General features: G+C 69.6%; 28 protein-coding genes and 1 pseudogene. 9 read left to right on the top strand and 20 right to left on the bottom strand.

All coding sequences use genetic code 11. The annotated features are described in order from the left end of the window. Positions 1-27 precede the first annotated feature (27 nt). The 16 genes from ACWGKQ_RS18795 to ACWGKQ_RS18870 all read right to left on the bottom strand — a co-directional run bounded on the left by ACWGKQ_RS18795 (position 28) and on the right by ACWGKQ_RS18870 (position 13346). Complete coding sequence (locus ACWGKQ_RS18795; protein ID WP_453293031.1) at positions 28-1146, bottom strand: glycosyltransferase family 4 protein; 1119 nt, start codon at positions 1144-1146, stop codon at positions 28-30. Beyond that, complete coding sequence (locus ACWGKQ_RS18800; protein WP_453293032.1) at positions 1143-1871, bottom strand: WbqC family protein; 729 nt, start codon at positions 1869-1871, stop codon at positions 1143-1145. The genes ACWGKQ_RS18795 and ACWGKQ_RS18800 overlap by 4 nt, the downstream gene beginning before the upstream one ends. Further along, positions 1868-2578, bottom strand: a complete 711-nt coding sequence (locus ACWGKQ_RS18805; protein ID WP_453293033.1) for a PIG-L deacetylase family protein — start codon at positions 2576-2578, stop codon at positions 1868-1870. Before ACWGKQ_RS18805 ends, ACWGKQ_RS18800 begins: the two co-directional genes overlap by 4 nt. After that, positions 2578-3105, bottom strand: coding sequence for a dCTP deaminase (locus ACWGKQ_RS18810; protein WP_453293034.1), 528 nt, complete (start codon positions 3103-3105; stop codon positions 2578-2580). Before ACWGKQ_RS18810 ends, ACWGKQ_RS18805 begins: the two co-directional genes overlap by 1 nt. Continuing rightward, positions 3102-3650, bottom strand: a complete 549-nt coding sequence (locus tag ACWGKQ_RS18815) for a dCTP deaminase (protein WP_453293035.1) — start codon at positions 3648-3650, stop codon at positions 3102-3104. Before ACWGKQ_RS18815 ends, ACWGKQ_RS18810 begins: the two co-directional genes overlap by 4 nt. Next, entirely contained in the window at positions 3647-4459 is an 813-nt protein-coding gene (locus ACWGKQ_RS18820) for a TauD/TfdA family dioxygenase (RefSeq protein WP_453293036.1), read from the bottom strand. Before ACWGKQ_RS18820 ends, ACWGKQ_RS18815 begins: the two co-directional genes overlap by 4 nt. Continuing rightward, entirely contained in the window at positions 4456-5571 is a 1116-nt protein-coding gene (locus tag ACWGKQ_RS18825) for a metallophosphoesterase (RefSeq protein ID WP_453293037.1), read from the bottom strand. Before ACWGKQ_RS18825 ends, ACWGKQ_RS18820 begins: the two co-directional genes overlap by 4 nt. A 191-nt stretch (positions 5572-5762) precedes the next feature. After that, entirely contained in the window at positions 5763-7007 is a 1245-nt protein-coding gene (locus ACWGKQ_RS18830; protein ID WP_453293038.1) for an acyl-CoA dehydrogenase family protein, read from the bottom strand. Between the two features lie 92 nt (positions 7008-7099). Further along, a complete protein-coding gene (locus ACWGKQ_RS18835) occupies positions 7100-7750 on the bottom strand; it encodes a GAF domain-containing protein (protein WP_453293039.1) in 651 nt (216 codons plus the stop codon). After that, positions 7750-8313 carry a GTP-binding protein gene (locus ACWGKQ_RS18840; protein WP_453293040.1) on the bottom strand — a complete coding sequence of 188 codons (564 nt, stop codon included), beginning with the start codon at positions 8311-8313 and terminating at the stop codon, positions 7750-7752. Before ACWGKQ_RS18840 ends, ACWGKQ_RS18835 begins: the two co-directional genes overlap by 1 nt. A gap of 46 nt (positions 8314-8359) precedes the next feature. Then, on the bottom strand, positions 8360-8767 hold the full coding sequence (locus ACWGKQ_RS18845; RefSeq protein ID WP_453293041.1) for a DUF742 domain-containing protein: 408 nt from the start codon (positions 8765-8767) through the stop codon (positions 8360-8362). Between the two features lie 32 nt (positions 8768-8799). Beyond that, the gene (locus ACWGKQ_RS18850; RefSeq protein ID WP_453293042.1) at positions 8800-9282 is read right to left on the bottom strand and encodes a roadblock/LC7 domain-containing protein; all 483 of its coding nucleotides are present in this window, start codon (positions 9280-9282) and stop codon (positions 8800-8802) included. A 60-nt stretch (positions 9283-9342) separates the two neighbouring features. Further along, positions 9343-10767 (bottom strand): sensor histidine kinase, encoded by a 1425-nt coding sequence (locus tag ACWGKQ_RS18855; protein ID WP_453293043.1) that lies wholly within the window; start codon positions 10765-10767, stop codon positions 9343-9345. 120 nt (positions 10768-10887) lie between these two features. Then, positions 10888-11421 carry a hypothetical protein gene (locus ACWGKQ_RS18860; RefSeq protein ID WP_453293044.1) on the bottom strand — a complete coding sequence of 178 codons (534 nt, stop codon included), beginning with the start codon at positions 11419-11421 and terminating at the stop codon, positions 10888-10890. Next, entirely contained in the window at positions 11418-11900 is a 483-nt protein-coding gene (locus ACWGKQ_RS18865) for an ATP-binding protein (RefSeq protein WP_453293045.1), read from the bottom strand. Before ACWGKQ_RS18865 ends, ACWGKQ_RS18860 begins: the two co-directional genes overlap by 4 nt. 258 nt (positions 11901-12158) lie before the next feature. Continuing rightward, positions 12159-13346 (bottom strand): helix-turn-helix domain-containing protein, encoded by a 1188-nt coding sequence (locus ACWGKQ_RS18870; protein WP_453293046.1) that lies wholly within the window; start codon positions 13344-13346, stop codon positions 12159-12161. A gap of 212 nt (positions 13347-13558) precedes the next feature. On the opposite strand from ACWGKQ_RS18870, the gene ACWGKQ_RS18875 reads away from it, so the two are divergent. Next, positions 13559-13780, top strand: a complete 222-nt coding sequence (locus ACWGKQ_RS18875) for a hypothetical protein (RefSeq protein WP_453293047.1) — start codon at positions 13559-13561, stop codon at positions 13778-13780. A gap of 354 nt (positions 13781-14134) precedes the next feature. On the opposite strand, the gene ACWGKQ_RS18880 is transcribed toward ACWGKQ_RS18875, so the two are convergent. Then, complete coding sequence (locus ACWGKQ_RS18880) at positions 14135-14434, bottom strand: hypothetical protein (RefSeq protein WP_453293048.1); 300 nt, start codon at positions 14432-14434, stop codon at positions 14135-14137. Positions 14435-16065: 1631 nt separating this feature from the next. Here ACWGKQ_RS18880 and ACWGKQ_RS18885 point away from each other — a divergent pair. Then, entirely contained in the window at positions 16066-16524 is a 459-nt protein-coding gene (locus ACWGKQ_RS18885) for an Hsp20/alpha crystallin family protein (protein ID WP_453293049.1), read from the top strand. A gap of 220 nt (positions 16525-16744) precedes the next feature. Here ACWGKQ_RS18885 and ACWGKQ_RS18890 read toward each other — a convergent pair whose 3' ends face one another. Together ACWGKQ_RS18890 and ACWGKQ_RS18895 are read right to left on the bottom strand one after the other, a co-directional pair. Continuing rightward, positions 16745-18220 (bottom strand): bifunctional aminoglycoside phosphotransferase/ATP-binding protein, encoded by a 1476-nt coding sequence (locus ACWGKQ_RS18890; RefSeq protein ID WP_453293136.1) that lies wholly within the window; start codon positions 18218-18220, stop codon positions 16745-16747. Positions 18221-18323: 103 nt separating this feature from the next. Next, the gene (locus tag ACWGKQ_RS18895; protein ID WP_453293050.1) at positions 18324-19193 is read right to left on the bottom strand and encodes a universal stress protein; all 870 of its coding nucleotides are present in this window, start codon (positions 19191-19193) and stop codon (positions 18324-18326) included. A 314-nt stretch (positions 19194-19507) separates the two neighbouring features. On the opposite strand from ACWGKQ_RS18895, the pseudogene ACWGKQ_RS18900 reads away from it, so the two are divergent. The 6 genes and pseudogenes from ACWGKQ_RS18900 to ACWGKQ_RS18925 form a co-directional block, all read left to right on the top strand. After that, positions 19508-19759: pseudogene (locus tag ACWGKQ_RS18900) on the top strand (STAS/SEC14 domain-containing protein); the annotation flags it as partial. After that, positions 19741-20274 carry an STAS/SEC14 domain-containing protein gene (locus ACWGKQ_RS18905; protein WP_453293051.1) on the top strand — a complete coding sequence of 178 codons (534 nt, stop codon included), beginning with the start codon at positions 19741-19743 and terminating at the stop codon, positions 20272-20274. The pseudogene ACWGKQ_RS18900 and the gene ACWGKQ_RS18905, both read left to right, overlap by 19 nt. A 29-nt stretch (positions 20275-20303) precedes the next feature. After that, positions 20304-20999 (top strand): CBS domain-containing protein, encoded by a 696-nt coding sequence (locus ACWGKQ_RS18910; RefSeq protein ID WP_453293052.1) that lies wholly within the window; start codon positions 20304-20306, stop codon positions 20997-20999. A 110-nt stretch (positions 21000-21109) separates the two neighbouring features. Then, positions 21110-22504, top strand: a complete 1395-nt coding sequence (locus ACWGKQ_RS18915) for a nicotinate phosphoribosyltransferase (protein ID WP_453293053.1) — start codon at positions 21110-21112, stop codon at positions 22502-22504. A 131-nt stretch (positions 22505-22635) separates the two neighbouring features. Next, a complete protein-coding gene (locus ACWGKQ_RS18920) occupies positions 22636-22986 on the top strand; it encodes a DUF1918 domain-containing protein (protein ID WP_453293054.1) in 351 nt (116 codons plus the stop codon). Then, positions 22970-23854, top strand: a complete 885-nt coding sequence (locus ACWGKQ_RS18925; protein WP_453293055.1) for a universal stress protein — start codon at positions 22970-22972, stop codon at positions 23852-23854. The genes ACWGKQ_RS18920 and ACWGKQ_RS18925 overlap by 17 nt, the downstream gene beginning before the upstream one ends. A gap of 323 nt (positions 23855-24177) precedes the next feature. On the opposite strand, the gene ACWGKQ_RS18930 is transcribed toward ACWGKQ_RS18925, so the two are convergent. Further along, complete coding sequence (locus ACWGKQ_RS18930; protein WP_453293056.1) at positions 24178-25053, bottom strand: universal stress protein; 876 nt, start codon at positions 25051-25053, stop codon at positions 24178-24180. A gap of 496 nt (positions 25054-25549) precedes the next feature. Here ACWGKQ_RS18930 and ACWGKQ_RS18935 point away from each other — a divergent pair, with 496 nt between their 5' ends. Beyond that, a complete protein-coding gene (locus ACWGKQ_RS18935) occupies positions 25550-25987 on the top strand; it encodes an avidin/streptavidin family protein (RefSeq protein ID WP_453293057.1) in 438 nt (145 codons plus the stop codon). Positions 25988-26003 lie beyond the last annotated feature (16 nt).

Below are 26003 nucleotides of genomic sequence, written 5' to 3' on the forward strand. Positions count from 1 at the left end.
GGCGGGCGGCCCGCTGCGGGGTAAGGGTCAGGTACGAACGGCGGCGACGGCTCGGGCAGTCAGCGTGGCGAGCAGATCGGCCGTGGTGGTGATGTCGTAGCGGCGGGCGTTGTCCAGACCGGCTCGTGCGAGGGCGTCGCGCCAGTGGGTGTCGTGGGCCATCTGGTCGATCGCGGCGGCGAGACTGGCCGGGTCACCGGGGGTGTATGGGATTCCGGCCTGGCCGAGGGTGGTGTTCATGCCGGGCAGGTTGGAGTAGATGACGGGCAGGCCGTGAGCCTGCGCCTCGATGGCGACGAGACCGAACGCCTCCAGTTCGGCGGTGGTGAACACGAAGGTGTCGAAGTCGCGGAAGCGCCGCCACAGTTCCTCGCGGGGCAGGAACGGTTCGAAGGCGACGCGGTCGTGCACACCGAGGTCGTGGGCTCTGTTGATGAGTTGGCTCAGTTCGGGGCCGCTGCCGATGACGGCGAGCCGGTGGGGCTGGCTGGTGAGGGCGACGGCTTCGATAGCGGTGATGGTCGACTTGTTCTCGTCCAGGCGGCCGGCGTGGAGCAGGGACAGAGGGCCGGTGCCACTGTGCGGGCGATGGCGCACCAGAGCTTGGGCGACCGGGATTCCCCAGGGGACGACGGTGAGCCGGTCGGTGTACCGGCGCCCGGTGAGTCGGTCAATGTGCTGCGCGAGCGTGCTGTTCGGCGCGATGACGAAGGCACTGGCCGCGACGACCTCGGTCATGGCATCGCGGGCCTGTTCCACATGGTCTGCGGCGATCACGTCGGTGCCGTGCGCGATGCTGATGACCGGGATGCGGCCGGCGGCACGGGAGAACGCGGGGCTGAGCCCGAAGCCCAGATGCTGAGCGTGGATCACGTCCGGCCGGTGCCGGTTGATCAGGTCTTCCACCTCTGTGGTCAGGTCGGCGACGTAGGTGTCGAACGCCGGGCTGCCGTAGGGCTGCTTGGCCGTGCCGAGCGCGATCAGCCGGTCGAAGGGGTGGTGCCAGGCCCGGTCTATGGGCGGCATGGTCAGGAAGGTCGTGTCCATCTCGGGCATGGCGTGGTAGGCGTCGGCTGCCAGGATCATGCTGCCGCAGGACGGCGCGGCGGGGAGGTCGATGCCGGTCAGGATCCGTGTCGTGCTCATACGGGCACTCCGTTCGGACGGGAGCGGAAGGTAGTGAGTCCGTCGAGGAGCAGGTCTCGCAGACCGGCCCAGCCGAGGTTGCAGGCGGCGTCGACGACCGAAAGGGCGGGGGCGAAGCCCTGGCGGGCCCAGGTCTGCGGGTAGACCGGGTGGCGGGGGTAGTACTCGTTCCAGACTGCAGTGATGCCAGCGCGCTGGAGGGCCGCGGTGTCGAGGTAGCTGCGGGTGCCCGAGCCGGCCCACAGGACGGACTGCCCCGTGTGTTCGCAGACCCGGACGATCCGTTCGATCCGTCCCTCGGCGGGCAGTGGCATCTGCGAGGTGAGGCGGATGGTGCATCCGGCATCGAGCGCGTCCCGGATGCGGTGCAGCGTGTCCGCGTTGAGTTCGGCCAGGAAACGGTGTCCTGCGCTCAGCGGCGGGGTGAGAACGTCCATCGCCTCGTCGAAGAACTCGGTCCGGCCGTAGGCCATGCGCAGGGTGCGCACGAAGGTGTCCGCGGCGAAGGTATCGGCGATGCAGGTCTCGTGGATCAGCTGGCCGTGCCTCTTGGTCACGGGCACGGTGATCCACTGGGTGCCGGTCTTGGTCTTGATCCTGTTGCGGTTCTGCCAGCCGCCGTCCTCGAACTGCACGTCGTCGTAGAGCGCCACCGTGTCGCAGGCCAGCAGTGCCTCGCAGAATCCGAGCCAGGGGAGGAAGGCGGGTTGCTCGATGTAGATCACGGCCGCCGCTCCGGTCGGTCGTCGAGGAGGACCAGGGACGGCACCAGGGCTTCGAACGAGCGTCCTTCGGCGGCTTGGTGTGGCAGGCGGTCCCAGCCTGCGGCGGCCGCTCGATGCCGAGTGAAGGGTTCACCGAGGTAGTAGCGGCCGGACTGGGTCCCGTGTGCCTGAAGGGCCTTCACCTTGGCTTCAAGGTGGTCGGTGATGTCCACCAGCACGGTCGGGGTGACGCTTTGGTGCGGGCCGAACGGCTGGCCGTGGAGGATCGTGGTGCACAGGGGTGCCCGGGCCGCGGCGTTCAGTGCCGCCCGGGACACCGCGTGGTGGTCCTGGTGGTCGCGTCCGTCGTGTACCGGGTGTGTGAGCAGTACGGTGCACTCAAGGCGGACCAAAGCCGCTTCGATCTGGGAGATCAGGTGCCGGTCCGGCTGGAGCGAGCCGTCCGGCAAGTCCAGGCATTCGAGGTCGATGCCGGTGCCCTCGTAGGAGGCGGCGGACTCCGCCGGCCGGGTCCAGGCGTCCAACCACGCTCCGCTGGCCCGATCAGCGAGGGAGACGCCGTTCGCACCGTTGGTGACGATCACGACCGTCACGTCGGCGCCGGCCTCGCACCAGCGGCGCAATGTGCCGAAGAACAGGATCTCTGCGTCGTCCGGGTGGGCGACGACCGCGACCACCCGGTCCGAGGGCGAGAACAGCAGCGGCATCAGGTCACCCGCTCGAAGTCGCGGTAGACCTGCGAGGGCATGGGAAGGGTGGAGCCCTGGTACTTGCCGGCGTAGAGCTCGATCTCGCCGAGCGGGCGCCAGAAGGTGACCTGGCCTATGCGCATGCCGGGATAGATCTTCACGGGCTGGACGGCGTGCAGTTGGAGCGTCCACCGGTTGATCGACCCGATGTCGATCAGGTCTGCGGTGACGTGGACGAACAGGCCGAGGCGGGCGATGGAGGAGCGGGCCCGGATGATCGGCACGAAGTGCTCGCTGCCCATGGTTTCCGCTGTGGAGACCAGGTAGATCCGGTCGGGCTCCAGCAGCATCCCCTCCTCCGGGATGGTGCCGCGCTCGAAGGAGTTCTCAGCCCGGCAGTCCAACACCTCGTCGGTGTACCAGCCGATGTCCTTGCTGAGGTGGAAGTCGTAGCTGTTGGGGCTCACACAGGCGAGGTCGAACGGCTCGATGGTGATCTCGTCGTTCTTGACACGATGCGTGATCTCGGGGCCGGTGAGGATCATGCCGTCATCTCCAGGGCATGGGTCGGGTTGCCGAGCGCGGCGTGCGGGTGGCAGGGAACGGCTTCGCTGATGTGCCCGTAGTAGCCCTGGTAGGGCTGCCGCTGCCCCTCGTGCGCCCAGAAGGACACCTGGCCGATCTTCATCCCGGCGTAGACCCGCAGCGGCTGGACGGCAACTAACTCCAAGGTCCAGCTGTGGCAGGCGCCCAGCTGGCCGAGATCGGCACTGATCTGCAAGAACAACCCGAGGCGGCCGATTGAGGAACGGCCGATCAGGCTGGGCACGTAGAGTGGGCTTCCGATCACCTCGACCGTAGTGCTGAGGTAAACCGTGCGCGGCTTAAGCACGTACCCGCCCGCAGGGATCTCGATCTCCTCGCAGGGAGTGTCCATGCGGGCGTCCGTGACCTCCGCGGTCGGCACCTTCAGGGTGCGGCCGAGACGGTAGTTGTAGGAGTTGGGGTTGACCATCGCCTCGTCGAACGGGCTGATGATGATCTCCCCACGGAGGACTGCCTCTGTGATGGCCTTGCCGGTGAGGATCACGGGGCGATCCTCTCGGCGACGTAGGTCTGGCGGAGCAGACGCCGGCGGTCCTCGGGCAGTCCCGCCTGACCTTCGCCCAACGGCATGCGGCCGTGGGCGTATCGCTGCTGATCCCACACCAGGACCTGACCGGGCTCCAGCCGGTGGGTGGTGCGCACGGCGTAGACGGCCTCGGCGAGGCGGGAGAACGCGCCTGCGGCCTGGTCGGCAGAAACCAGGTCGGTGTCCACCAGCTCGCCCTTCTCCAGATGCGGTCCCATCTTGCTGGTGAAGCGCACCGGGAAGCCCCCGGCCAGCTCCCGGGGCACGATCGGGAATCGCTCCAGGGAGCAGCCGACGCCGTGCACGCCCTCGTCGGTCCAGTACTGGTACGCCGGCTGCTTCAAGGCCTCGCGGTTCCCGTCGCTCAGCGAGTCGACGGCGGCCCACATGTCCGCCAGCGCAGAGGCGCCACCGCCCTGCGGATCGTCACGCACGCAGTACACGGCGATGATCCGGGGGGTGAGGTCCCGGTCGACCATGTCGATGTGGAGCCGGTTCTCGCCCACTCCGTGGGTGCGACCGGGGTCGGCGTCAGTGCGTACGGTCAGGTCGCTCCACGGGCCGAGGCCCGGGTAGACGCTCAGTACCGTGCCGAGAGCGGACAACAGCCCCAGCGTCCAGTCCTGGTTGCGCTGGTGGTCGGCTGGGTCGGTGGAGACGATCAGCGCCCGGCCGGCACCGGGCCCGTAGAACAGCTCTGCGAAGTGACGGTGGCCGTCGTGCCCTTCGAACACTTCAAGGGCGTTCAGAGTGAGCAGGTCGTTCATTCGCGGCTCCCTAAGAGAGAGATGACGATGGAGCGGAGAGTGAGGTGCGGAAGGACGGGGATGTGGGGCACGCCCAGCCGACCCGCCAGGTAGGCGGTAGTGGCCACGCTCCCGCGGCCGTGAGCGAGCACGGAGGCGCTTACCGGTTCCTCGCCGATGGCCAGCGCCTGCTGGACGACGGCGCCGATGTCGTGCTCGCCGGTCAACTGCACCAGCGTCGTATCGAAGGGAACGGCGTCGGCCAACGCGCGACGGGTCACCGTCTCGGGCAGGCCGCTGCGCAACGTCGGCAGATTCAGGAGGAAGGCGTCGGCGCCGCTGCTCGTCCGAGCATGCTCAGCCACCAGTCGGGCGAGGACCGCCCGGTCGGGGACCGTGGTGGTGAGGGTGCCGAGCACTCCGGCACCCCACTCCTCGTACGCGGAGAGGGAGTCCGTGCCCGGTCCGGTAGGAGTGCCCTTCGGAGGGTGGTACTCGGTGGTGAAGGTGCGGGCACCGGCGACGTCAAGGTCGATACGCAGCAGCCCGGCGCCCAACTCCGGAGCCTTGACGACATGCCGCCCACCGGACGACCAGTGGTAGTCCTCGCTGTGGCAGTGGCCGGCCACGATGAGGTCGAACGGGCTCATCCCGCACTGCTGTAGGACGACATCCCGCTGGAAACCGCTGTGGCTCACTCCGATGACGATGTCGGCGCCCAGGCCGAGCAGCCGGTCGCGTTCCGCAGTCAGCAGTCCGGCGGTCGCAGGGGTGAAGGTGAACCCGGCCCGTTCCTCCAACGGAACCGCCTCGTACGCCTGGGCCCCGATGAATCCGACAACACCAACGCACAGGTCCCGTTCCGGCAGAAGGAGACTCTTCTCCCAACGACCGGCGAAGGAGGCCGGAGGGGTGAGGTTGCAGCAGACCACGGGAGGGAACAGTTGCGGGTGCCGGATGCGCATGAGATCGGCCAGGTCGTGGTTGCCAGGAACCACGGCATCGTAGAGCTCGCGCAAAATCCGCTCTTCGGCCTCGCCTCGTGAGAACTCGTGGAAGGCATTGCCGCCAAAGAAGTCACCGGCGTCGATCACCAGGGCGCCAGCCGTGCGCCTGCTGGCGATGGCAGCCACGGAGGAATGCCCGTCCGGGACGCTGGAATGGAAGTCGCATGTGGCAATGACCGTCGTAGGCATGCAGCCTCTTCGTAGTTGTAACCCAGGGTCTCTTTCGGAAAGCTGCAGTCTCGCGTAAGCGAGGCTGTACGGAAGGTGTCCCGCGGCGGGGAGGGTGGGTCGGGGACCACGAGGCCGCCGCATGGGGCCTAAGCGGCCGTTGGATCGGGGCGGGCCCAGGCGGCTTCGGCGGCCAGCCGCTCGGACCACTCGATCTCGGTCTCGCCCAGAGCGGTCTTGGCCAGGTGGATCCGCTGGAACTCACCGGTCCCGGCGGGCGGGTAGGTGTACTGGATGTCACGGAAGAGGCGTTGGAGCGGGTAGTCGCCGTCCAGGGCCCGGGCGCCGTGCAGTTCCATGGCGTCTCGTGCGGTTGCCGAGGCGAGTTCGTGCCCGGTGTGCTTGGCGCCGATCAGGTGGGAGTCGCAGGGCAGGCCGCGGTCGAGGAGGTGGACGGCGTGATAGGCCATGGCCAGGGCGTTTTGGAGGCGTGCCTGAATGGCGCCGAGGCGGTCCCGTAGGACGGGCAGGTCGGACAGGTGCCCGTCGTAGCGAGGGCGCCTCGACAGCCACTGGGCGGTGGTCTCGACCAGGGCTTCGTGGATGCCGAGGCTGACGGCCGTCAGGTTGGGGCGGCCGTAGAGGATGCTGCTGCTCTGCGCGACGAACAGGCCCTGGCCTACGTCCCCGAGCACGTTGGCCTCGGGTATACGGACCCGGTCCAGCCGCAGCAGGCCGGCGGTGAAACCGTGCAGGCCCAGACCGGGCCGGTGCCGGTCCACACTCAGCCCCTTGCGGTCGTGCTCGACCAGAAAGGCGGTCAGGGCCTGGGAGGCGGGGACGTCGTTCGGCGCGGTACGAGCGACAACGACGTGGAGACCGGCCAAGTGGCTGTTGCCGATGTGGACCTTGCTGCCGGTGATCACCCACCAGCCGCCGTCGGGTTCGGCTACGGTCTCGATGCCTCCGATATGGCCGCCCGCCTCTGGTTCGGTGACCGCGATTGAGAGGAGGAGCGTCCCGGCCGCCGCCTGCGGGAGCCACCGCATCTTCTGCTCGATGCTTCCCCAGTGTTGCACCGCGCCGACTGGGATCTGGCTCGCCTGAAGCTGGGCTGCCGCGGCTGCGGACACCACGCCGGTCCGGTGGATGAGCACCGTCTTGGCAACGTGTCCGGCCGCCATCCCGCCGTACTGCGTGGGGATGGTCACCCCGAACCAGCCCTGCTCGGCCATGAGCTGGGCAGTCCTGCGCTCCACCTTGTGGGGGGACGTCTCCATGCGCGGCACGCGGGGCGCGACGTGCTCGGCGGCGAAGGCATCGGCCTCGTGCCACAGCTGGTGGTGGTCGCGTGTGAGGTAGGGGGTGAGTGCGGTCGGTGGGGTGGTGGGCATGGTCGTCTCCCTCTCCCTATGCGGGGTCGCAAGGCGGAGTGCGGCCGAATTCCCGGTTCGGGGCCGCCAAGTGGGGGGTGGCGAGGCGGATTTCAGCGGGCAGGAGTGCGGCTCGTCAGGGCGTCCAGAACCAAGACGCCGCTCCCCTTCACGGCTTCCAGAAGGCGTCGGGCGTCGGTGCGCGGGCGGGCTTCGGGATCGATCCCGCACACCGTGCCCAGCACGATCCCCTCGTAGATCAGCGGGGCGCCGAAGTAGGAGCGGATGCCGACCATGTCCACCACGAGGTTGCCGGAGAAGCGCGGGCTGGCGTGGACGTCGAACAACGGCAGGGCCCTCTTCCGCTTGACCACCGCTGGGCACCAACCGTGCTCCAGGCTCATGGTGCGGCCGAGGATCAGGTGGCCCGAGTCGGGAGGCGGGTTGTGAAGGCCGACGAATGTCTGCTCGGCGCGGAAGATGTTGACGAAGCCGTAGAGCAGGCCAGTTGTCTCGGCGATGTGGTCCGCGAACTGGTCCATCAGGTCATCCGGCCCGGTGGGCACGCCGAGGCGCATGAGGAGTTCCTCCCGGGCCTGCCTCTCGGTGATCTCCTCGGCCTGGGCCGCGCTGACCAGTTCCTGGCCCAAGTGGATTGCCCCAGGCAGCGGGACGATTGCTTCCTGCTGGCCGGGGGCGGGGCGTAAGTCGGTCCCGGTCCTGCGGGCGAGCGAGGGCATGTAGGGGGTGTTGTGATCTGTCATCAGGCATCCAGGGAGGTGGAAGAGGCCGGGAAGAAAGTCAGGGCGTGGTCGACAAGGCGAAGCAGGACTCCGGCGACCGACGTGGGATCGCGGGCATCGCAGGTCACTATGGGAATGTGGGTCGCCAGTTCGAAGGCCTGCCGGATCTCACCGAGGGGGTAGCGGTGGGCGTTGTCGAACTGGTTCACGGCCACGACAAACGGCAAGCGGGTGCGCTCGCAGAAGGTGACGGCCGTGAAGCTCGACTCCAGCCGGCGCGTGTCGGCGAGGACCACGATGCCCACCGCGCCACGGGCCAGGTCGTACCACAGGTCCACGAAACGGTCCTGACCGGGCGTGCCGAACAGCATGAGTTCGATCGGCATGGGCAGGTCGAAGCCGACGCGGCCGAAGTCGAAGGCAACGGTGGTGCGGCGCTTCGCCTCCACGCCGGCGAGGCTGTCGGTGGTAGTACTGGCATCGGTCAGGTACTCCTCGGTGGAGATCGGTTCGATCTCGCTGACGGCGCCGACCGCAGTCGTCTTGCCCACCCCGAACCCTCCAGTGACGAGGATCTTCAGCACGGCCGGGCCGCCTACAGCCTGGACCACGGCTTCCTGGCCTGCGTGGTCAACAGGCCCTGGCTTCGGCGTCGGACCACTTACGTGTGAGACCGGCACGGAGTGCCTCCAAGAGCTGTTGGGTCGGGCGGTCCCCGACCTGGGAGTCGGGAGAGTCAGCGGGTGTGTAGGCGGCAGTGACGGAGAGCACCAGAACGCGGGCGTCGACGAGATCCGAGATCAGCACCCGGACCGCGGTGAGCGGCAGACGGACGGTGCCTGCCAGCTCCGCGACCGACCGATGCCTTTGACGGCACAGCTGCACGATCTGCTGGTACTCCTCCTCGGACAGTCTCGGGCCGGCTCTCCCGTCCCCGGCTACCAGTACGGTCTCCGGACTGAGCCAGTGGCGGGGGCGAGTACGGCCCCCGGTCGCGAGGTAAGGCCGTACGAAGGCGCCGCCCGTGCCTTCCTGCACCTCCGGCGGTATCTGTCGGCGAGGCCCGTTCATCAGGCGCTGCGGACGGCCGCGACCATGTACGGGGCGAACCGGTCTACGAGCTCACCCATTTCGTAGCCCACCGTGTTCGCATTGGAGCTCGGTTCGGCGATCACAGCCAGCACGGTGTCAACCTCCCCTGCCGTATTGCCCGGGCGGTTCGGAAACACGGCGCTGGTCCCGGCGATCGACACGAAGATCAACGCGTCCTCGCGCTCGACCACGGCCATCTGCAGACCGCCCCTGCCGCCCTGCGGGCCCGGGATGTTCTCGCACAACGACGCCAGCGTGCCGAACGTGGCCGCCCACTTGTCGGCTTCGGTCTGAGGCATCCCGCTGTTCACCAGCTTGAGTCCGTCACGGGAGACCAGCAGCGCATGCGCGACCCCCGGGACGGCCTTGACGAACTCCTCCAGCAACCCGGCCAACTGCTCCCGGGCCTTCTGCCCGGACGCGGTGGCCGTCACGGTGTCGCCACCGTTGTCGTAGGTCATCAGAAATCGCTCCTGCGGTTCGGACCAGCCGCCATCACGCGGCGGCCTCGGGTGGGGGGACTAGGGCTGTGCGGTCGGCGGCACGGTTCCGGTCGGGTCCGGCCCGGCGGAGAGCGGCCTGCTCTGCGAACGGACAGCGTCGACGCCGTCCTTGAACGCACCGGCCAGGCCATATCGCGGCCGGGCAGATGCGGTCCTGAGCCGGGCTGTTTGGGGTACTTCCGTCTGCTCGGTCACCACGCGCCGAGGTAGGGGTGGGGCCGAGGCAGCTTGCCCGGCCGTGGAGTGTGGACCTGGCCCCGGCCGGCGCGCCGCGAGGGCGGGCTGCACACGCGATGGCGGCGTCGGCTGTGGAGCAGAGGCGAAGTGAGGCGCCAACGACACCAGCAGCCTGTCCGGGACAACAACCAGCGCGGTCGTCCCCCCGGTGGGATTCTCCGTCAGCTGAACGGATATGCGATGGCGGCGGGCGATCCGCGACGCCGTGAGCAAGCCCAGCCGTCCCGCGTTGACCAAGGCGCTCACGTCGACTTGATCGGGTTCGGCCAGCAGGCGGTTCCACTGCTCCCGGTCGTCCGACCTCATGGGGATGGCGACGCGGTCCTCGATCTCGATCGCCAGGCCCCTGGCCACTTGCTGGGCCCGCACGTGCACCTTGGTGGCAGGGTCGGAGAACTGCGTTGCGTTTTCAATGAGTTCAGCCAGCAGATGTGTTAGGTCGGGCCCCACATGCCGGGGAAGGCCCACTTCGGCTCCTACCGTGCTGGCGGCCACGGTCACCCTGGCGTAGTGCAGGATCTCCTGGTTCGCGCCCCGCAGCACCTGCAGCACGCTCACCGGTTCACGGGCGCTGCGCAACGACTCCCCGGCGACCACGGCCTTGCTCTCGACCCAGCGCCGCAACCGTGTCACCAGGTGGTCGAGTGTGAACAGCACCTCCAGCTGGTCAGGGTCCTCGGTCCCTTCCTGCAAGAGGTCTAGCTTCTCCAACGCCCGAGCCACCAGGGCGTGCTCGCGCTTGGCGAACTGGTGGAGCATCGACAGCAACACCGCCGACTGCGATTCGTCGTGCACCCGCATCAAGCCGGCGACCGCCTGGACCTGAAGCTCAGCCAGCAGAGCCACCGCTTCGTCCGCGGTCCCGGCCTCTTCAAACGGCGGAAGGCTTTCAGGGAGGGCTACCTTTCCGCCCCTGCACAGCTCCTCCGTCGACCAGGCCACGAGCTTGTCCACAGCGGTCGCTGCTTCAACGACCCGTTGAAGCTGTGCCGCATGCGCCCTTTCCACGGCCGTGGCCGCCGCTCTTGCTCGTACAGCCCCCACTCCTGCAGCCGTCAGGAGCCCTGCGGCTAACGCAGTCAGAAGCAGGCCGGTGGAGATCGAAACCGTTCGCCAGACGACGACGGCACCGCCCAGCGCGGACATGACGATCACCAATGGTGCAACAACCGCGGCGCGGATCTCTGCGAGCAGGAAGCGATCCACCGCATCGCGGCGCTTTCTCCTGCGCCGGCCGCGGGGGGCTGGTCGGGCAGAGGGCTGGAGGGCAGGCATGGGGTCCTCAGATTCGGGTCCAGCAGGGGGACGGCGGGCTGGTAGTACGTGTCAGTCGACGGGGAGGACGGCCTGCACGGTCTTGCCGTCCTCGTCCGTCTTCACGTCCCACGAGAGACAGCCCTTGTCGTGGGTGACCCACCGCAGGCCGCGGGGCTTGCCCTCGCCTTCGATGCCTTGATTGGCGACCTCAGCGAAGCCGGGGAAGTCGGGGAGCGCGTCATCTACTTCGACGAGCAGTCCACGGGTTTGGGCATCCACGATCAGGCGCAGGGTGATGGTGCCATCGGGGAAGGGCTCGCCGTGCTTGACGGCGTTGTCAACGAGCTTGTCGGCGACGCGAGCCGCGACATCGACGTTGCCCTCCCAGTTCCCGATCGTCAACCACGGCCGCATTCGCTGCCGCACAAGAAGGCCCGCAGCCACACTGGCGATGATCGACACGCCCCACTCGAAGGCAGGCTCGGCCTCCGGTCTCAGGGGCAAGGGCGTGACATCGCTGTAGGTGCCGGCACACGGCTGCTGGGACTCACTCATGGCCGAGTCAGCGAGGGAAGACGTGGGGGCGGATATCCAGTCGGTCACGACTGCCCCTCCGTCGGCGGTACTTCGAGACGGCACCAGGTCTCGGCACCGGCTTCTCTCGTGCCCCAGGCCCCGCCGTGTTCCATAGCAATGGCATCGACCAGGTGAAGGCCCCGCCCTGATTCCGTGGTCGCGTCCGTCGGTTTGAGCGACGCTTCACCTGGCATTCCGTCCACGACGACGATGAGCAGGCAGCCCTCACGAGTGGTCATGATCACCCGTCCTTCGACCGCGCCGCTGTGTCTGAGCGCATTGGTCACCAGCTCCGACACGACCAGTTGCACCGCGTCGATCAGGGCGCCCAGGCCGTAAAACCTGAGCCGAGCCGCCGCGATCCGGCGCATGATGCCAACCCGGGCGGCGGCTTCGTGACTCGGTTGGGGACTGGGGCCGGGCGGACCGATTGCGAATCGCTCGTCCATCAGTTCCTGGTCACGGGTCAGGACCACCACGGGCCTTCGTACGGCTGTCGTCGTCATCACGTCCTCTTGGGGGAGCGTGGGGCCGACCGGACAGCGCGCTTCGGGCGTGGCCGCAATGCGGTAGGGGCGTGAGAATACGTACCTGAAGGGGCTTCAGCGGGTGCGCGTCGACGGGTGCGCTGCTGGGCCGGGTCATGCTTCGTCGTCATGGTCGGCTCCATGTCGAAGTGGCCAGTGACGACATGGTGCAAGCACGACTAGGCCCTAACTATCACGAGCTGATGATAGTTAGGGCCAAAGCATTACCGTGCGGGACTAACGGCTGGTCAACCACGAGCCGTAGGAGAGGAAACTCTCCGGAAGCCGACGGTGCGCGGCCTCCAAACCGCTGTACGTCTCCCGTACCGTCGGGTGGTACTTCGCCTGTTGTGGCGCCGTCTTGCGAGCCTTGAGAAGGCTCTGGAAGGACGCTTCGAGCTTCCCAGTCCACATCTGCGCGCGAGCAACCTCCGCGTAGTGGTGACTCGTACGAGACTTCGGCCAGTCCTGCGGGATGGTGAGGCCACCGGTGGCCTCCACTGCCTCACCGTACCTGTCGAGCTCAGCCAGGACGGAGACCCGGTGCACCTTGACGTTGGTGGGACCGAAGGTCAAGTAGTGCACCTTGACCGCTTCTCCAGTCGCGTCCGCGATCCGTTCCGCCTGTTCGAGGTGGGACAGGGCCTTGCCCGAGTCGTGAGCTCGGCCGGCCATCACGGCACCACCGAGGTGGAGCTGCCCGGTGACAACGTCGCGTTCGTGGGACTGCTCTGCCTGCTGGAGTGTGGACAGCCCCTTGTTCACAAGGCGCTGCCCGATCTCGAACTTCCCCTCACGCAGGTAGGTCAGGGCGCGGAGGTACTGGTACATGCCACCGAGGACCGCGTCAGAGCCCCGTTCCGCGGCCCAGTCCATGCGCGCAAGCGAGAGCTGCGCAAGATCGGGGAAGCCAAGCTTGGCCGCGACGTCGTAGGCCGTGCGGTAGAAGGACGCGAGCGTCAGCCAGCCCTCCGTGCTGTTCAACGCGTGGGCCGCGGTGGTGCCCTCCTCGATGAGTCCAGCAACGTTACTGGCCGCCTTCTTGATCTCACCGGCACGGACAGCGACCAGGAGCGCGTCGGCGTCGCTCTTGAGTTCGTCGAGGCCTCGCGGCCGAACGTCGGAATCGCCCCCGAGGTCGTAGACGTCCAGAGCTTCCCTGATCGGCCTTATCAGGATGTCGAGTTCGTCGGTCCGCAACTCATCCGTGTAAGGCTGGCCGACGACCGTGGCGACCTCGATCCGCAGGCCGCGGGCAAAGGCAGCGACGACGTGCGGCGTGGCCGCGATGACACCCTGCTCGGTCTTCGTGTAGGTGCTGTACGGGATCCCGGTCAGGTCTGCGACCGCCCTCTGAGTGAGGTGGCGTTCGCGACGCAACCGGGCCATCCGCACACCGGTGTGGTCTTCGGGCAGAGCGTGCATACTGGCTCCTGTTCTGCTTCGACACCAGAACAGTACCTGCGGTCGGCGCTGCAGGGCACGGACGAGCCACTCCGCCTAAGTTGGCCAGAAACCCACAAAATGGGTCCGCATTGATCCACCGTCAGAGGGGCATGGCACCGACCTGATCGCCGGCCGAGTCGCTGAGGTGGTCGCCGTCTACGGCACTGGCCGACAACCCGCGCGCCTACGGGGTGCCTGCAACCGCCTTCCTCCTCCCCAATGCGCTGCCCCACCGCCTCGGCAGCCCGGCCGTTTACGGCTTCGCCGGATGCAACGGCCGCACCCTGACGGACAACGCGGTCAACGTGATGTTCAGCCTCGCCGCCAACACCCCGTTCGACATCGGCCTGACCAAGGACTGCGTCACCGCCCTCCCCACCGACGCCTTCCCCTACGTCGCACCGGCCGCCTGACCGACCACAGCCCCGGGTGTAGGTCCCGGCTCCTCGCTGCACGGAGCAATGCCGCCGTGCAGCGAGGACGCGTCGGGTCGGTGATCTGGTCGGGCAGGCGCGACGAGGTCAAAGCGGAGCGGACAGCACGGTCAGGGTCCATGGCGCTCGAGAGCACAGCCTGCGCGGCATCGACGGGGAGTCACCCGCCACCGGATGCGGTGTTTAGAGGGGGCTCGGGCTCAACAGCTCGACACGTGACAAGCCCACTTTACGAGATCATGAGCACGCGCCGCCTTGGCCGGGCTGTCTCCGTAGCCGATCGGCAACTCGTCGCGCGGCCAGGATGTGGGGGCAGGTTCTCCGGCACTGAGATCAGGGCAGTCCGGCGCAGCCGGCGTTGAGCAGTTCCATGAGCCGCGGCCGGTGCAGGCCGACGATGTTCTCCAACAGGTCGGAGTGGCGCAGCAAAGGCGCGGCTTCGATGTCCCACTCCCCCGGGTCGGTCAGCCGTCGCAGGTCGTCGGCGGTGGAGTGCTCGCTCGCGGCGTCGGTTCGGTGGCTGGCGTGCGCGGCCAGGGCGGGGCCAGGAGGCAGGCCGCCCAGCTGACGACGGTTTCGTCTACCCAGGTCCGCCAGGCAGTGTCGCCGCTGCCGTCGTGCTGTGGCTGGCATCCGGTGAGCCGGTCCACTCGGTGGGATCCGCTGGGGGCGAGCAGGTGGAGTAGCTGCACGTCGAGGGTGGTGGACTGGCGCAGGGTGACGGCCTGCCGGGCCTGGGCCTCGGCCAGCGCGCGGCTGAGCGGTGCAACGGGGTGCATCGCATCACCGTCCCGCGCTGGGTGCGAGAGGCCGTCGGCCTGCTGGCTGCCCGTGCCCCGCGCCTGGACCGCGCGCTAAAGAAGATCGCCTGGCGATATCGGTCCCCGCGGCCCTGGCGAAGACGTGACAGCCTCTCCTCCATCTGCTCCAGCGGGAAGGTGCGTGCGACCGGCCGTCCGATCGGCAACCGACCGCACGCAGCCATCCGCAGCAGGGGCGGTGCGGGAGGGGTGTCCACCAGGCTGATGGTGGTTGGCCACGATCTTGATCCACAGGTATTCGAAATACGGTATGCCCCGTTTGCGGTGCACCCCCAAGTTGGCCAGGTGCCCGCCGAGGGGTCCGTGCGGGTGCACGGCCCGCAGCTCCGCTGCATGCCGACCACCACCATCAGCACGTCCGCACCGAGCCCGTCGGCCAGGTCGCCGACCGGCTCGCAAGGCGCCTCATACACTTCCGCGAGCACGTCGACGGCCGGCCGGTATGCGGCCTCCGGTCGGGCCGGCTGGGAGGTCCACCGCGGTGATCCGCTCGGGCGGGAACAGGTGCGCCGTGACGATCGCGGCGCGGGCGACGCGTCGGACGCCCACGGTGGCGACAGTGTCCCCAGGGCGCACGTATTTGTCTGCCCCCAGTGCCATTCGCACAGCGCCGAGACACCGGAGGTCCCGGGGCCATCGGTCAGGCGCCCGCAGCGCCAGGTCGCGCAGGCGGTCAGGACTCCGCAGCTGGGACGACCAAACCGGATCGGCCGGCCAGTCGAGCCAGCGGCGGGCCGAGCGGAAAAATATCACAAAAGCTATTGACTTTGACTGCATCATGTGCATTGTGGTGAATAGCCCACAACACCGAAAGAGTCGCAAAGTCGGCGAGGACGTCCAGTCGGCGGAGCGTACTTGGACAGGATGTGGTTCAGGCCCCCGGCAAGCCGGCGCGACACCGAAGCGACAGTGACGACTGAAGCCCCAGGACACGCGCAGCACTACCGGGGACTGTCTTGCTCTCGGAGCCTTCGCCCCCTGACCTCGGCACGAAGGCCCTCTCGCGCCTCCCGGCAGTGCGGAGACCTGGCGCCAGTCACGCAAGCGATCGATATCCTGATATTGGTGGTCGAGGACGCCTGCGCCACCCAGATATCGCGCACGATGACTGCCAGCACCGAAAATCAACGCGCTGGCACCCGCAACTCACCGCCGCTGGCGTTCCGAGGGCCGATTCCTACGCCAAGAAGGCCCGTCTGAAGGCTCCACAAACCACAGTTGAGGGACAGGGCCCTCCCGGGCGTGGCGCGTCCTGAGTTGCGCCCGGGTAGGTGGCACCGCCGCCCTGCCCACCCCAATCGCCAGGGGCGTCGGCTCGCCGAAGCGCGTCCTCCCACCGCGTCCGTGCCGTGCCGGTGCGAGTCGCAGACCGGGGATCCGCCGCTCATGATGGAGAGCGAGAGTCACACGGCTTTTCGAGTTCACTTCGCGGAGGTGAGCCTCATGACTCTGCCCGCACGACACCGGCACGGCGGCCTGCTGGAGCGGACCTACCCGCCGATAACCGCCGAGTTCGACGAATTCTTCGAGCGGATGAACCGGTTCCTGGAGTCCACCGCGCCATCCTGGACGGAGTCCATGGCCTGGGCGCCGTTGGCCGACCTGAGCGAGACCGACGAGGCGTACAAGGTCGAGTGCGAACTGCCCGGTATCAAGCGCGAGGACATCGACGTGGAGGTCAGCGGTCGGGAACTGCACATCGCGGGGGAGCTGAAGGAACGCGAACGGGAAGGCGTCCTGCGCCGCGCCACACGCCGCACCGGGCAATTCGAATACCGGGCGCTGCTGCCCACCGAGGTGAAGGCCGAGGACGTGCACGCCACCCTTGCCGACGGCATCCTTACCGTCGCCGTCCCCAAGGCTCAGGCGGCCAAGCCCCATCACGTCGAGATCGAGGGCTGAAACCCCCGCTCCCGCAGGGGCACGATCGACGGGTGCGGACGGCCGACCCTCCATCCGCACCCGCGCGACCGCGGGGGGTGACCAGCCCCAAAGAGTGCAGCACATCCCATCCCGACGTCCCGACGCGGTCCCGCCCCCTGGCGCAGCGAGGCCGGAGGTGCCCTTAGTTCCCCCAACTTCGCGGTCGTCCCCGCAGGCTCCTGGCAGACCCGGCAACCCCTCAGTCCGGCGCCATGTAGGGGCGGCGGAAGACCGGGGCCTGCCCCGTGCCGCACGGCCTTATGGCCGTCAGCGCCTGCGCTACCGCGGACTCCAACGGGCCGCTGGTGTCGACCGGTATGGCTTCGGGCCACGGCGGTTCCAAGGCCGCCATGGCGGCGGCGATGTCGGGGCCGGCGTCGGACGGGCCAGGAGGGCGCGTGCTCAGACGGGCCGCCGAGACGTCGCCCGGAACGTGGCAGTGGAGGGCCACCAGGTCGGCGCTGGCGTGTTCGGCCGTGCGCCGTGCGGCCTCGCGCTGTGCCGCGTCGGACCACGTGGCGTCCAGCACGACGGACTCGCCCAAGGAGAGCAGGACGCCCGCGCGGTCGAGCAGTGCGGCGTAGGTCGTGGCCGTCCACCGGGGCGTGTACAGGCCCTCGCCGTAGTCTGCTGCCGCGGACTGCTCCGCCGGGATGCCCGCCAGCTCCTTGCGGATGCGGTCGCTGCTGAGCAGGGTGACGCCGAGCCGGTCGGCCAGGGCTCCGGAGAGGGTGGACTTCCCGCTGCCCGGGAGTCCGCCGACGAGGACGAGGCAGACGGTGGAGGCACGCAGATGGCGCAGGGTCATGGAAGCAAGTCGGCGGGACGCCGCTTCCGCGCCGGGCGCGCCCTGGCGGGCCTGGATCACCGAGACCTTGGCACGGACGAAGGCGCGGTAGGCGACGTAGTGGTGCCACAGGGAAGGGGGCGCGGGATCCCCGGAGTGCTCGCCGTACCGGGCGAGGAAGAACGCCGCGGCCTCCGGGGCGCCGAGCTGTTCCAGGTCCATGGCGAGAAACGCGGCGTCGTCCAGGCCGTCGACGTAGCGGAGACGGTCGTCGAACTCCAGGCAGTCCAGGACGCGGGGGCCGTCGTCGAGGCAGAAGACGTCCTCGGCGAGCAGGTCGCCATGGCCGTCGACCACGCGCCCCTGCTCGATACGGGCGTCGAACAACCGCTCGCGCCCGGCGAGATAGCGGCGCACCAGCCGCTCGGCCTCCGGCACCTCGTCGAGCCCGAAGCCGTCGTCGGCCATCGTGCGGACCTGCGTGAAACTGGCCTCCCAGCGCGCTGACAACGCGTCCCGCGTGCCCTGTTCGTCCACGTCCCGGCCGCGGGGCGCCACCGCGTGCCACGCGGCGAGTTGCCGGGCGACGGCCCGCAGGACGTCGTCGACGGCGGCCCCCTGCCGTACCCGCCGGGACAGGCGGCGGTCCGCCGGCATGCGGCGCATCACCACGAGCGGTTCGGGCACCGTCGCGTCGGGGCTGCGGAACTCGCCAAGACCCAGGTAGACGTCCGGGGCGAAGCGGCGGTTCAGAGCGACTTCACGCTCGCACGCGACCCGTCGGGCCTCGACGGTGGTGTAGTCCAAGAACCCCGGATCCACCGGCTTCTTGAGCTTGTAGGCGCGGTCGCCGGCGAAGAACACGATCGCGGTGTGGGTCTCGCACACCTCCGCGCGCGGCGGCGGCTCGCCGTCGTTCCGGGCACCGCACCGGAGCACGGACACATCCGGCGGTGGCGCCGACGGCACCGTTTCCCCGCGGGGGCCCGGCTCAGCCATGGGGAACGACCGCGACGGGGCAGTGCCCGTGATGGATGGCGGCCTGCACCACCGGACCCAGGTGGGGCGCCAGACCATGACGGTGTTCGCGGCGGCCGACTACCAGCAGCGCGGCGCCTTCGGCCGCTTGTACGACGGCCTTGGCCGGGCTTTCGAGACCGATGCCGTCGGCCACCTCCACGAGCGGGTACTTCTCGCGCCAGGGATAGAGCGCCTTGCTCAACCGCTGCTGCACGTCCCGCCTGATCTCTTCGGCGACGTCGTGGTCCACACCCCAGGGCACACGGGCATGGATCGGCACGCTTCGGCCGTGGACGGCCAGCAGAGGAAGGCCCCTGGCCGCGGCGGAGTGAAAGGCGAAGTCGAGCAGGTCGTCGCAGGCCCTGTGCAGTTTCAGGGCCACGACCACGCGCCCCGGGACGGCCGAGGGCGGTCCTTCATCCCGGCTCTCGGCGCGGACCAGCACCACCGGCCGCTCGGCCCGTGCCACGACTGGCATGCTGACGTCACCAAGGAAGTAGCTCTGGACGGACTCCAGCCCCCGCGAACCGAGCACGGTCATCTCCGACTCCGCCGCCGCGTGAAGCAGGGCGTTCTGGGCGTCGTCGGCGACCAGGCTCCCGACGACGGACAGGCCCGGATGGCGTGCCTGGAGCTCCGCCCGCGCGGTGTGGACGAGACGCCTCGCCCAGTAGTTCTGGTCGACTTCCGCGGGGACACGAGCCGGTTCCGGCGCCAGCAGTGGCCACGCGTGCAGCAGGCGCAGGGTGAGCTTGCGTTTCTCGGCCTCGTCGGCGGCCCAGCGGGCAGCGGCAAGGCTCTCGGACGAGCCGTCGAGGCCCACGGTGACGACTGGTTTCATGGCGGCGGCCTCCGTCTCGTAAGAAGCTGGAATAGACGGTGAACGGGTCCCACGGAGTGGCTGGTCCGGACGTCGCCTGCAGGCCGGGCGTACTGCGTTCTCTCCATCGAGGGTCCACCCGATCCCCTTCCCACCGCACGCGGAGGAACGGCCGGCAGCGTGGAACCGGCACGAGAGGAGGCAGGGCGGTGACGATTCCGGCTCGGGGACCCCTCCGGCCTGCTCCTGGGCCCGGTGGGCCTCTCCGGAGCCGCACGACCCGTCTCCCCCGCCGGTCCAGGTTCCACATGTCACCTGCGCGCAGGAGGAACGGCATGCTTGAGAGAGCCCAGGACGCGCCGCCAGGGGTAGACGTGGTCAAGGCGAGCGGGACGGTCTCCAAGGACGACTACAAGGCGGTGATCGAGCCGCTCATCGACGACGCCCGCAGGGAAGGCCGCCGCATCCGGCTCCTGTGGGAGTGCGGCCCGGGGTTCCGCACCTTCAACCCGGCCGCCGGATGGGAGGACCTGAAAGTCGGGACCGGCGCCATGCGCCTGTTCGAGGGATGCGCCGTCGTCACCGGCGTCCGCTGGATCCGGGACTCGACCCGGCTCGCGAGTTTCCTGATGCCCTGTCCCGTACGGTCTTCGGCAGCCAGGATCGCGAGGAGGCCCTGCGCTGGGTCGCGTCACTGCCCGAGGAGCCCGGCGTGTCCCACCGGCTTCTGGTCGAGTCCAGGGTGCTCGTGGTCGAGGTTGAGCAGCCCCTGCGCACCCAGGACTTCGACGCACTGGCACAGACCGCCGACAGCTGGCTCGAAACCCACGACGCCCTGTCCGGTGTCGTGGTGCACGCTCGCGACTTCCCAGGATGGGAGAACATCGGAAGCCTGCTGCGGCATGTGCGTTTCGTCCGTGACCACCATCGCAGGATCAGGAGGATCGCGCTGGCGGCCGACAGCAGGCTCGCCGGGCTCGTGCCTCACTTCGCGAACCACTTCGTCCAGGCCGAGGTGAGGCAGTTCGGATACGCCGAACTCGACGACGCCGTCGCATGGGCCGCGAGTCCGCCCGCCCCCGGCCCCGCCGACGCGGGTTGACACGGCGTCGACAACCATACGGAGTCGTCATGTTCAGCAACCCGCACATCGTCAGCGATGTCATGACCCACCCGGTCGCCTCCGTCGGCCTGTCGGCCTCGTTCAAGGACGTGGTGGGCATGATGCAGGAGTGGCGGGTCAGCGCCCTGCCCGTGCTGGCAGGCGAGGGGCGGGTCGTGGGAGTGGTCTCCGAGGCCGACCTGCTGCCCACGGAGCAACTCCGGGACAGCCCCGAGAAGGGCTACGCGCTGCCGCGCCCCGGCGACGTAGCGAAGGCCGGCGCGCTGACCGCCGGGGACCTGATGTCGTCACCCGCCGTCACCGTCCGGGCGAACACCACGCTGGCCGAGGCCGCGCGCATCATGGCCCGCGAGAAGGTCAAGCGGTTGCCCGTGGTCGACGACGCCGGGCTGCTCGTGGGTGTGGTCAGCCGCGCCGACCTGCTCAAGGTCTTCCTGCGCGGGGACGAGGCCATCGCCGAGGAGGTCCGGCGCGAAATCGTGTCGTACCTCTTCCCGCTACCAGGCTCCACCGTCCACGTGGACGTGCACGACGGGGTCGTCACGCTGGCGGGCCGGGTCCGCGACACTTCCCTGGTCCCCGTGGCCGCACGGCTGGTGCGGGCCGTCGAGGGAGTGGTGGACGTGGAGTTCGACCTCGTGCCCGGCGGCGATCCGCGCCGGGCGGACGGGCTATCGTCGCCGACCGACCAGGGCCTGGTGTGACGAGGGCCGACCGGCCCTGGTGCGTCCGGCGCCCGCAAGTCCCCTTTCGTCCGGCCCGCCGCGTGGTCAGACTGGTGACCAGGGGACGACCTCATCCGGCGGCGATCACCATGTCCGACGTCACCACCACCGACCTCTACGAAGTGACCATGGCCCTGTCCTACCTCCGGGAGGACATGCGGGACCCGGCCACCTTCAGCCTCTTCGTCCGCGACCTCCCGCCCGGACGGGGCTTCCTCGTCGCGGCGGGTCTGGAACCCGCGCTCGACTTCCTCGCCGGCTACCGCGTGGAACGGGCCGACGTCGAGGATTTCGCGGCCGCCCTGCACCGCCCCGTACCGGACCTCGAACCGCTCCTCGGCCTCGCCTTCGACGGCGAGGTACGCGCCGTACCGGAGGGCCGTACGGTATTCGCCGACGAGCCACTGCTGGAGGTGACCGCCCCGCTGCCGCAGGCCCAGCTCGTCGAGACGTACCTGCTGAACCAGGTCTGCCACCAGACGGCGGTGGCGTCCAAGGCGGCGCGCTGCGTCCTGGCCGCGCCGGGCCGCTCCCTGGTGGACTTCTCGCTGCGCCGCACCCACGGCCCGCCGGCCGGCCGTCAGGCCGCCCGTCTCGGCGCCATGGTGGGCTTCGCCGGCACCAGCAACGTCGCCGCCGCCACCGCCCTGGGCATCCCGGCCTCGGGCACCATGGCCCACTCCTACATCGAGGCGTTCGCCGACGAGGAGGCGGCGTTCCACGCCTTCGCGCGCGCCCATCCCGGGCCCGTCACCTTCCTCGTCGACACCTACGACACCGAGGAAGGCGTGCGCATCGCCGCGCGGGTCCTGAACGATCTACAGCGGGGCCCGGGCTGCGCCATCCGCCTGGACAGCGGCGACCTCGGCGCACTCGCCCGCAGGGCCCGCGCCGTCCTGGACGCCGCCGGGCTGGCCGACGTGCGCATCGTGGCCAGCGGCGGGCTGGACGAGTACGGCGTGGAACGGCTGGTGCGCGCCGGTGCGCCGATCGACGTGTACGCCGTGGGCACCCGGGTGGGCGTGGCCGCGGACGCCCCCTACCTGGACGCCGCCTACAAGCTCGTCGAATACGACGGCCGCCCCGTGATGAAGCTGTCCTCGGCGAAAGTCACGGCACCGGGCCGCAAACAGGTCTTCCGCCGCGCCGGTCGGCCCGACGTCATAGCCCTGTGCGGAGAGGACCCGCCGGACTCCGCCCGGCCCCTGCTGCAGACGGTCATGCGGGACGGTCGGCGAACCGGATCGCCGGACCGGTGGCAGGACGCCCGCGAGCGCTTCCGCGGGGACATCGCCGATCTGCCCGCACCCGCCCGCCGGGTCCGCGACCCCGAACCCCTCAGGCCGGTCCGCTCCCGAGCCCTTGAGGCGCTGACCGCATCGGTGCGCGCCGACATCGAAGCCCGACTGGGCCCCGAGCATCGCGCCGGCTCCACGGGCCCGGCGGTCTCCCGCGCCCCGGCGCTCTCCGACCGCGCCCAGTGATCGGCCCCGGGCACGGCGGGGCCACCAGGCCCATCCCAGGAGCCGAACGGCCACTGACAGATCATCCTTACCGCGGCACTCAATGGAATCGGCGGCGCTGTCCGCGTCGCCGCAGGAAGGAGGCGAGGGCGATGTCCGTTCCCGCACCGGTAAAGAAGGGCGACCGGGCCGTGCCCGGTTCCGGCCCCGAGGAGATCGGCACGTCGATGCGCGCCCGTGTCGGTGACGAGGTCGTCGTACGCGGCACCGCGGCCGGAGTCGTCGCACGAGACGGCGAGGTCGTCGGAGTCCACCACCCGGACGGCAGCCCGCCGTACGACGTGCGCTGGGCCGAGGACGGACGGGTGACTCTGCACTTCCCCGGGCCCGACGCCTGCATCAGGCATCTGACGTCCGCACCTCACCCCGTCGGCATGTCCGCACGGGCATCGTCGGCTCCCGGCGAGCCCATGACCGGAGGCGGCCATGTCACGGCCCGGTGACCGTCGTCCGATCGTGGTGGGTGTGGATCCCGATCCCGCTCACCGGATGGCGCTGGAGTGGGCGGCCGACGAGGCTGTTCGTCGTCGGCTGCCGTTGCGTCCGGTCCACGTCGAGGGTGTCCCGACCAGGGGCTTTCGTCGAGGGCCGGAGATCCCTCCGTCGTGGGAGGAATGGAACGAGGCGCTGCACCAGGCCGGGAAACGGGTGCTGGAAGAGGCCGCGGACTTCGTCACGAGCCGGCACCCGCAGCTCGACGTGGAGCCGCTGCTCTCGGAAGGCGACCCCGTGTGGGTAATGCGGGAGCAGAGTCGCGACGCCACGGCCGTCGTGCTGGGCTCGCGACATCTGAGCCGGGCCCAGGAGGTGTTCGGGTCCGCCTCGGTCGCCGTGCCCGTCATGGCCCACGCGCGGTGCCCCGTGGTCGTCGTACCCGAACCGGCGCACGTCACGCAGGACCCCTCGTACTACGTCGTCGGCGTCGACGGCAGCGAACACTCCGCCGCCGCGGTCGACGTGGCCTTCGAGGAGGCGTCCCTGCGCGGTGCCGCCCTGCGGGCGCTCTTCGTCTGGCAGGCCGGGCCGCTGAGGATCTTCGACGAGCACGAGCCGCAGCAGGAGTGCCGACGGCTGCTCTCCGAGATCGTGGCCGGCCGCCGGGCCCGCTACCCCGAGGTGGACCTGCGCCACGAACTGGTCATCGGGCATCCCGTGCGGGTACTCACCGACGCCTCGGCCCACGCGCTGGGCCTGGTGGTGGGCACCCGGGGTCGCGGAGGCTTCACCGGCATGCTGCTGGGCTCGGTCAGCCAGGGAGTGCTGCACCACGCGCGCTGCCCCGTCATCGCGGTTCCGTCCGCGCCTGCGTAAGCCGCGGCAGCCCTCGGACTCGTGTGCCGGAGGTCCCCATGGCCGTGCCGGGGGCAGGGCACTCGTACGAGGCGCGGATGGCCCACGCGGTCCCACGTGAGGCTCGTACAATCCTGCCCTCGTCGCGCCCGTCGCGGTTCGAAACGGGCAGCCGCGCCGTCCCGTGCGACGGCAGGCGGGCACCGCAGCGGGCGCACTGGGTTCGCGGGACGACTCGGGTGCGCCTTGCTCATCGTCCGTCCGCCCTCGGGTCCCGCCCTTCGGCACCGACCACGACAGTCAGCGGCAAGGATCCGGAGTCGGGGAGCAAAGCCTGGAAGCACTCAGTGACTCTGCGGTACGACCGCGACCGGGCACTGGCTGTGGTGCAGCAGGGCATGGCTCACGCGACCGAGCTGGAGGCCGAAGTGGCCCTTCCTGTGGCGCGTCCCGACGATCACGAGGTCGGCGGCCGCCGACCGGTGCACGAGGACCTTGCCGGCAGGGCCCTCAGGCGTCGTTCGACACGTTCGGACGTGCGGATGCTCGGCGATGGCGGCTTCGAGTTGGGCGTCGAGCAGGGCCGAGGCTCCCTCCTCGTATCCGTCTGCCGGTCCCCCGGCCCGTACCCGCTCGCCGCGCCTGTCGAAGGCCGGCCTGCGCCAGGCGCGTACCACGTCCAGGGTGCAGTCACGCAGCTCGGCCTCGCGGAAGGCGAACCGCACGGCATCCGTGCTCGTGCCGGCTTCGCCCAGGCCGAGCAGGATCCGCTCGTGCCGACCCGCCAGGCCCACCCGATCGCCCCGGACCACGACCACCGGGCAGTGCGCCCGGCCCGCCACGGCCAGGCCGACGGACCCGAGAAGCATCCCCTTCAGCTCACCGCGGCCGCGTGATCCCGTCACCACTGCGAACGCCTCGTCGCCCTCGCGTACGAGAGCGTCCGCGGCGTCCTCAGGGACGATGTCGGTGGTGACCTTGACATCGGGGCTGCGCCGTTCGGCGCGTTCGGCCGCGGAGGCCACGACGTGCTCCGCCAGCAGCTGCTCGGACGGGGGCCCCTGACTCACCGACGGAAGGCCCGCCTCGTAGCGCGCCCACAGGGAGGCGTGAACCAGCCGTAGCGGCAGTCCGTGGCGTTCGGCCTCGTCCACCGCCCAGTCGACCGCGAGCAGACACGAGTCCGATCCGTCGACGCCCACCACCAGAGGAAGTGTCATCCTGCCCACCGCCTTTCACCGGGCTGCCATCTCGTGCAGCGCATGGGGGTGAACTCCACCGTGGCACTCCGCTCCGGGAGTGGCGAGGGGCGCTTCGGCCCGCACAGGAGGACCTTCGGTCCTCTGAAACCGACCGTGCCAGTGGTTCCGTTCGCGTGCCTGTCGCACGGAGGCGACGGGGCAGATGCCGCAGATATGGGAGGTGATGTCAGGGTCTCGGTGCGGCCCCGGCCGGTCGGGGAGACCGGGCAGGGGTGCGGCGGGCCCCTTTCTGACCGCGAGACGGTCTGTTCGGCCCTGGTGGCCGAGCCGTGACGGGTCTGTACTGGGAGGAAGGAGGGCGAACGGCAGCGCCCGGCGCCGGACCCGGCAGTGTGGGCCGTACGCCGTGCCCGGCCCGTCGCTACGGCCCGGTGGGCTGGGCCCCGGTCAGGTGACGCTGCCTGCTGGTCTTCGACTCACGACCGGCTGAGACGGCAGGAAAGGAAGGGCGACGATGAGCATCAGCGGGGACTGGTACAACGAGATCGGCTCGCACATGCGGATCACGGCCGACCCGACCGGGTGTGTCAAGGGCACCTACTTCTCGGCGACCGGCCACGCGGTGGGCGGATACCCGCTGGTCGGACGTTATGAGTCGGCTGCCGCCCCGGACCGCGGGACCCCGCTCGGCTGGACGGTGGCCTGGCGCAACGAGCGGACCGACGCCGAGTCGGTGACCAGCTGGAGTGGTCAGTACCACGAGGACGGCGAGGAGCTGATCTGCGCCACCTGGCTGCTCACGGTGTCCGCGATCGCGGCCAACACCTGGGAGGCCACAGCCGTCGGGCAGGACGTCTTCACCCGTCAGGCGCCCTCCCCGGAAGATGCCGAGCGGCGCCTGCGGCACGCCGGGCCACCTCGCGCCCCCGCCCGGTCGGCGCGGGTGAGGTGACAGCGGTCTGAGGGAC

The sequence above is a fragment of the Streptomyces sp. NPDC054770 genome, assembly GCF_053611985.1.

Excerpts from the sequence above, each read along its gene's own strand:
- ACWGKQ_RS18795 (WP_453293031.1), bottom strand. The coding sequence starts at position 1,146 with ATGAGCACGACACGGATCCTGACCGGCATCGACCTCCCCGCCGCGCCG.
- ACWGKQ_RS18935 (WP_453293057.1), top strand. The coding sequence starts at position 25,550 with ATGAGCATCAGCGGGGACTGGTACAACGAGATCGGCTCGCACATGCGG.
- ACWGKQ_RS18850 (WP_453293042.1), bottom strand. The coding sequence starts at position 9,282 with ATGACCTACGACAACGGTGGCGACACCGTGACGGCCACCGCGTCCGGG.
- ACWGKQ_RS18830 (WP_453293038.1), bottom strand. The coding sequence starts at position 7,007 with ATGCCCACCACCCCACCGACCGCACTCACCCCCTACCTCACACGCGAC.
- ACWGKQ_RS18905 (WP_453293051.1), top strand. The coding sequence starts at position 19,741 with ATGCGCCGTCGTCACCGGCGTCCGCTGGATCCGGGACTCGACCCGGCT.
- ACWGKQ_RS18880 (WP_453293048.1), bottom strand. The coding sequence starts at position 14,434 with ATGCCAGCCACAGCACGACGGCAGCGGCGACACTGCCTGGCGGACCTG.
- ACWGKQ_RS18805 (WP_453293033.1), bottom strand. The coding sequence starts at position 2,578 with ATGCCGCTGCTGTTCTCGCCCTCGGACCGGGTGGTCGCGGTCGTCGCC.
- ACWGKQ_RS18925 (WP_453293055.1), top strand. The coding sequence starts at position 22,970 with ATGTCACGGCCCGGTGACCGTCGTCCGATCGTGGTGGGTGTGGATCCC.
- ACWGKQ_RS18895 (WP_453293050.1), bottom strand. The coding sequence starts at position 19,193 with ATGAAACCAGTCGTCACCGTGGGCCTCGACGGCTCGTCCGAGAGCCTT.
- ACWGKQ_RS18835 (WP_453293039.1), bottom strand. The coding sequence starts at position 7,750 with ATGACAGATCACAACACCCCCTACATGCCCTCGCTCGCCCGCAGGACC.
- ACWGKQ_RS18870 (WP_453293046.1), bottom strand. The coding sequence starts at position 13,346 with ATGCACGCTCTGCCCGAAGACCACACCGGTGTGCGGATGGCCCGGTTG.
- ACWGKQ_RS18885 (WP_453293049.1), top strand. The coding sequence starts at position 16,066 with ATGACTCTGCCCGCACGACACCGGCACGGCGGCCTGCTGGAGCGGACC.
- ACWGKQ_RS18865 (WP_453293045.1), bottom strand. The coding sequence starts at position 11,900 with ATGACGACGACAGCCGTACGAAGGCCCGTGGTGGTCCTGACCCGTGAC.
- ACWGKQ_RS18820 (WP_453293036.1), bottom strand. The coding sequence starts at position 4,459 with ATGAACGACCTGCTCACTCTGAACGCCCTTGAAGTGTTCGAAGGGCAC.
- ACWGKQ_RS18915 (WP_453293053.1), top strand. The coding sequence starts at position 21,110 with ATGTCCGACGTCACCACCACCGACCTCTACGAAGTGACCATGGCCCTG.
- ACWGKQ_RS18920 (WP_453293054.1), top strand. The coding sequence starts at position 22,636 with ATGTCCGTTCCCGCACCGGTAAAGAAGGGCGACCGGGCCGTGCCCGGT.
- ACWGKQ_RS18810 (WP_453293034.1), bottom strand. The coding sequence starts at position 3,105 with ATGATCCTCACCGGCCCCGAGATCACGCATCGTGTCAAGAACGACGAG.
- ACWGKQ_RS18910 (WP_453293052.1), top strand. The coding sequence starts at position 20,304 with ATGTTCAGCAACCCGCACATCGTCAGCGATGTCATGACCCACCCGGTC.
- ACWGKQ_RS18930 (WP_453293056.1), bottom strand. The coding sequence starts at position 25,053 with ATGACACTTCCTCTGGTGGTGGGCGTCGACGGATCGGACTCGTGTCTG.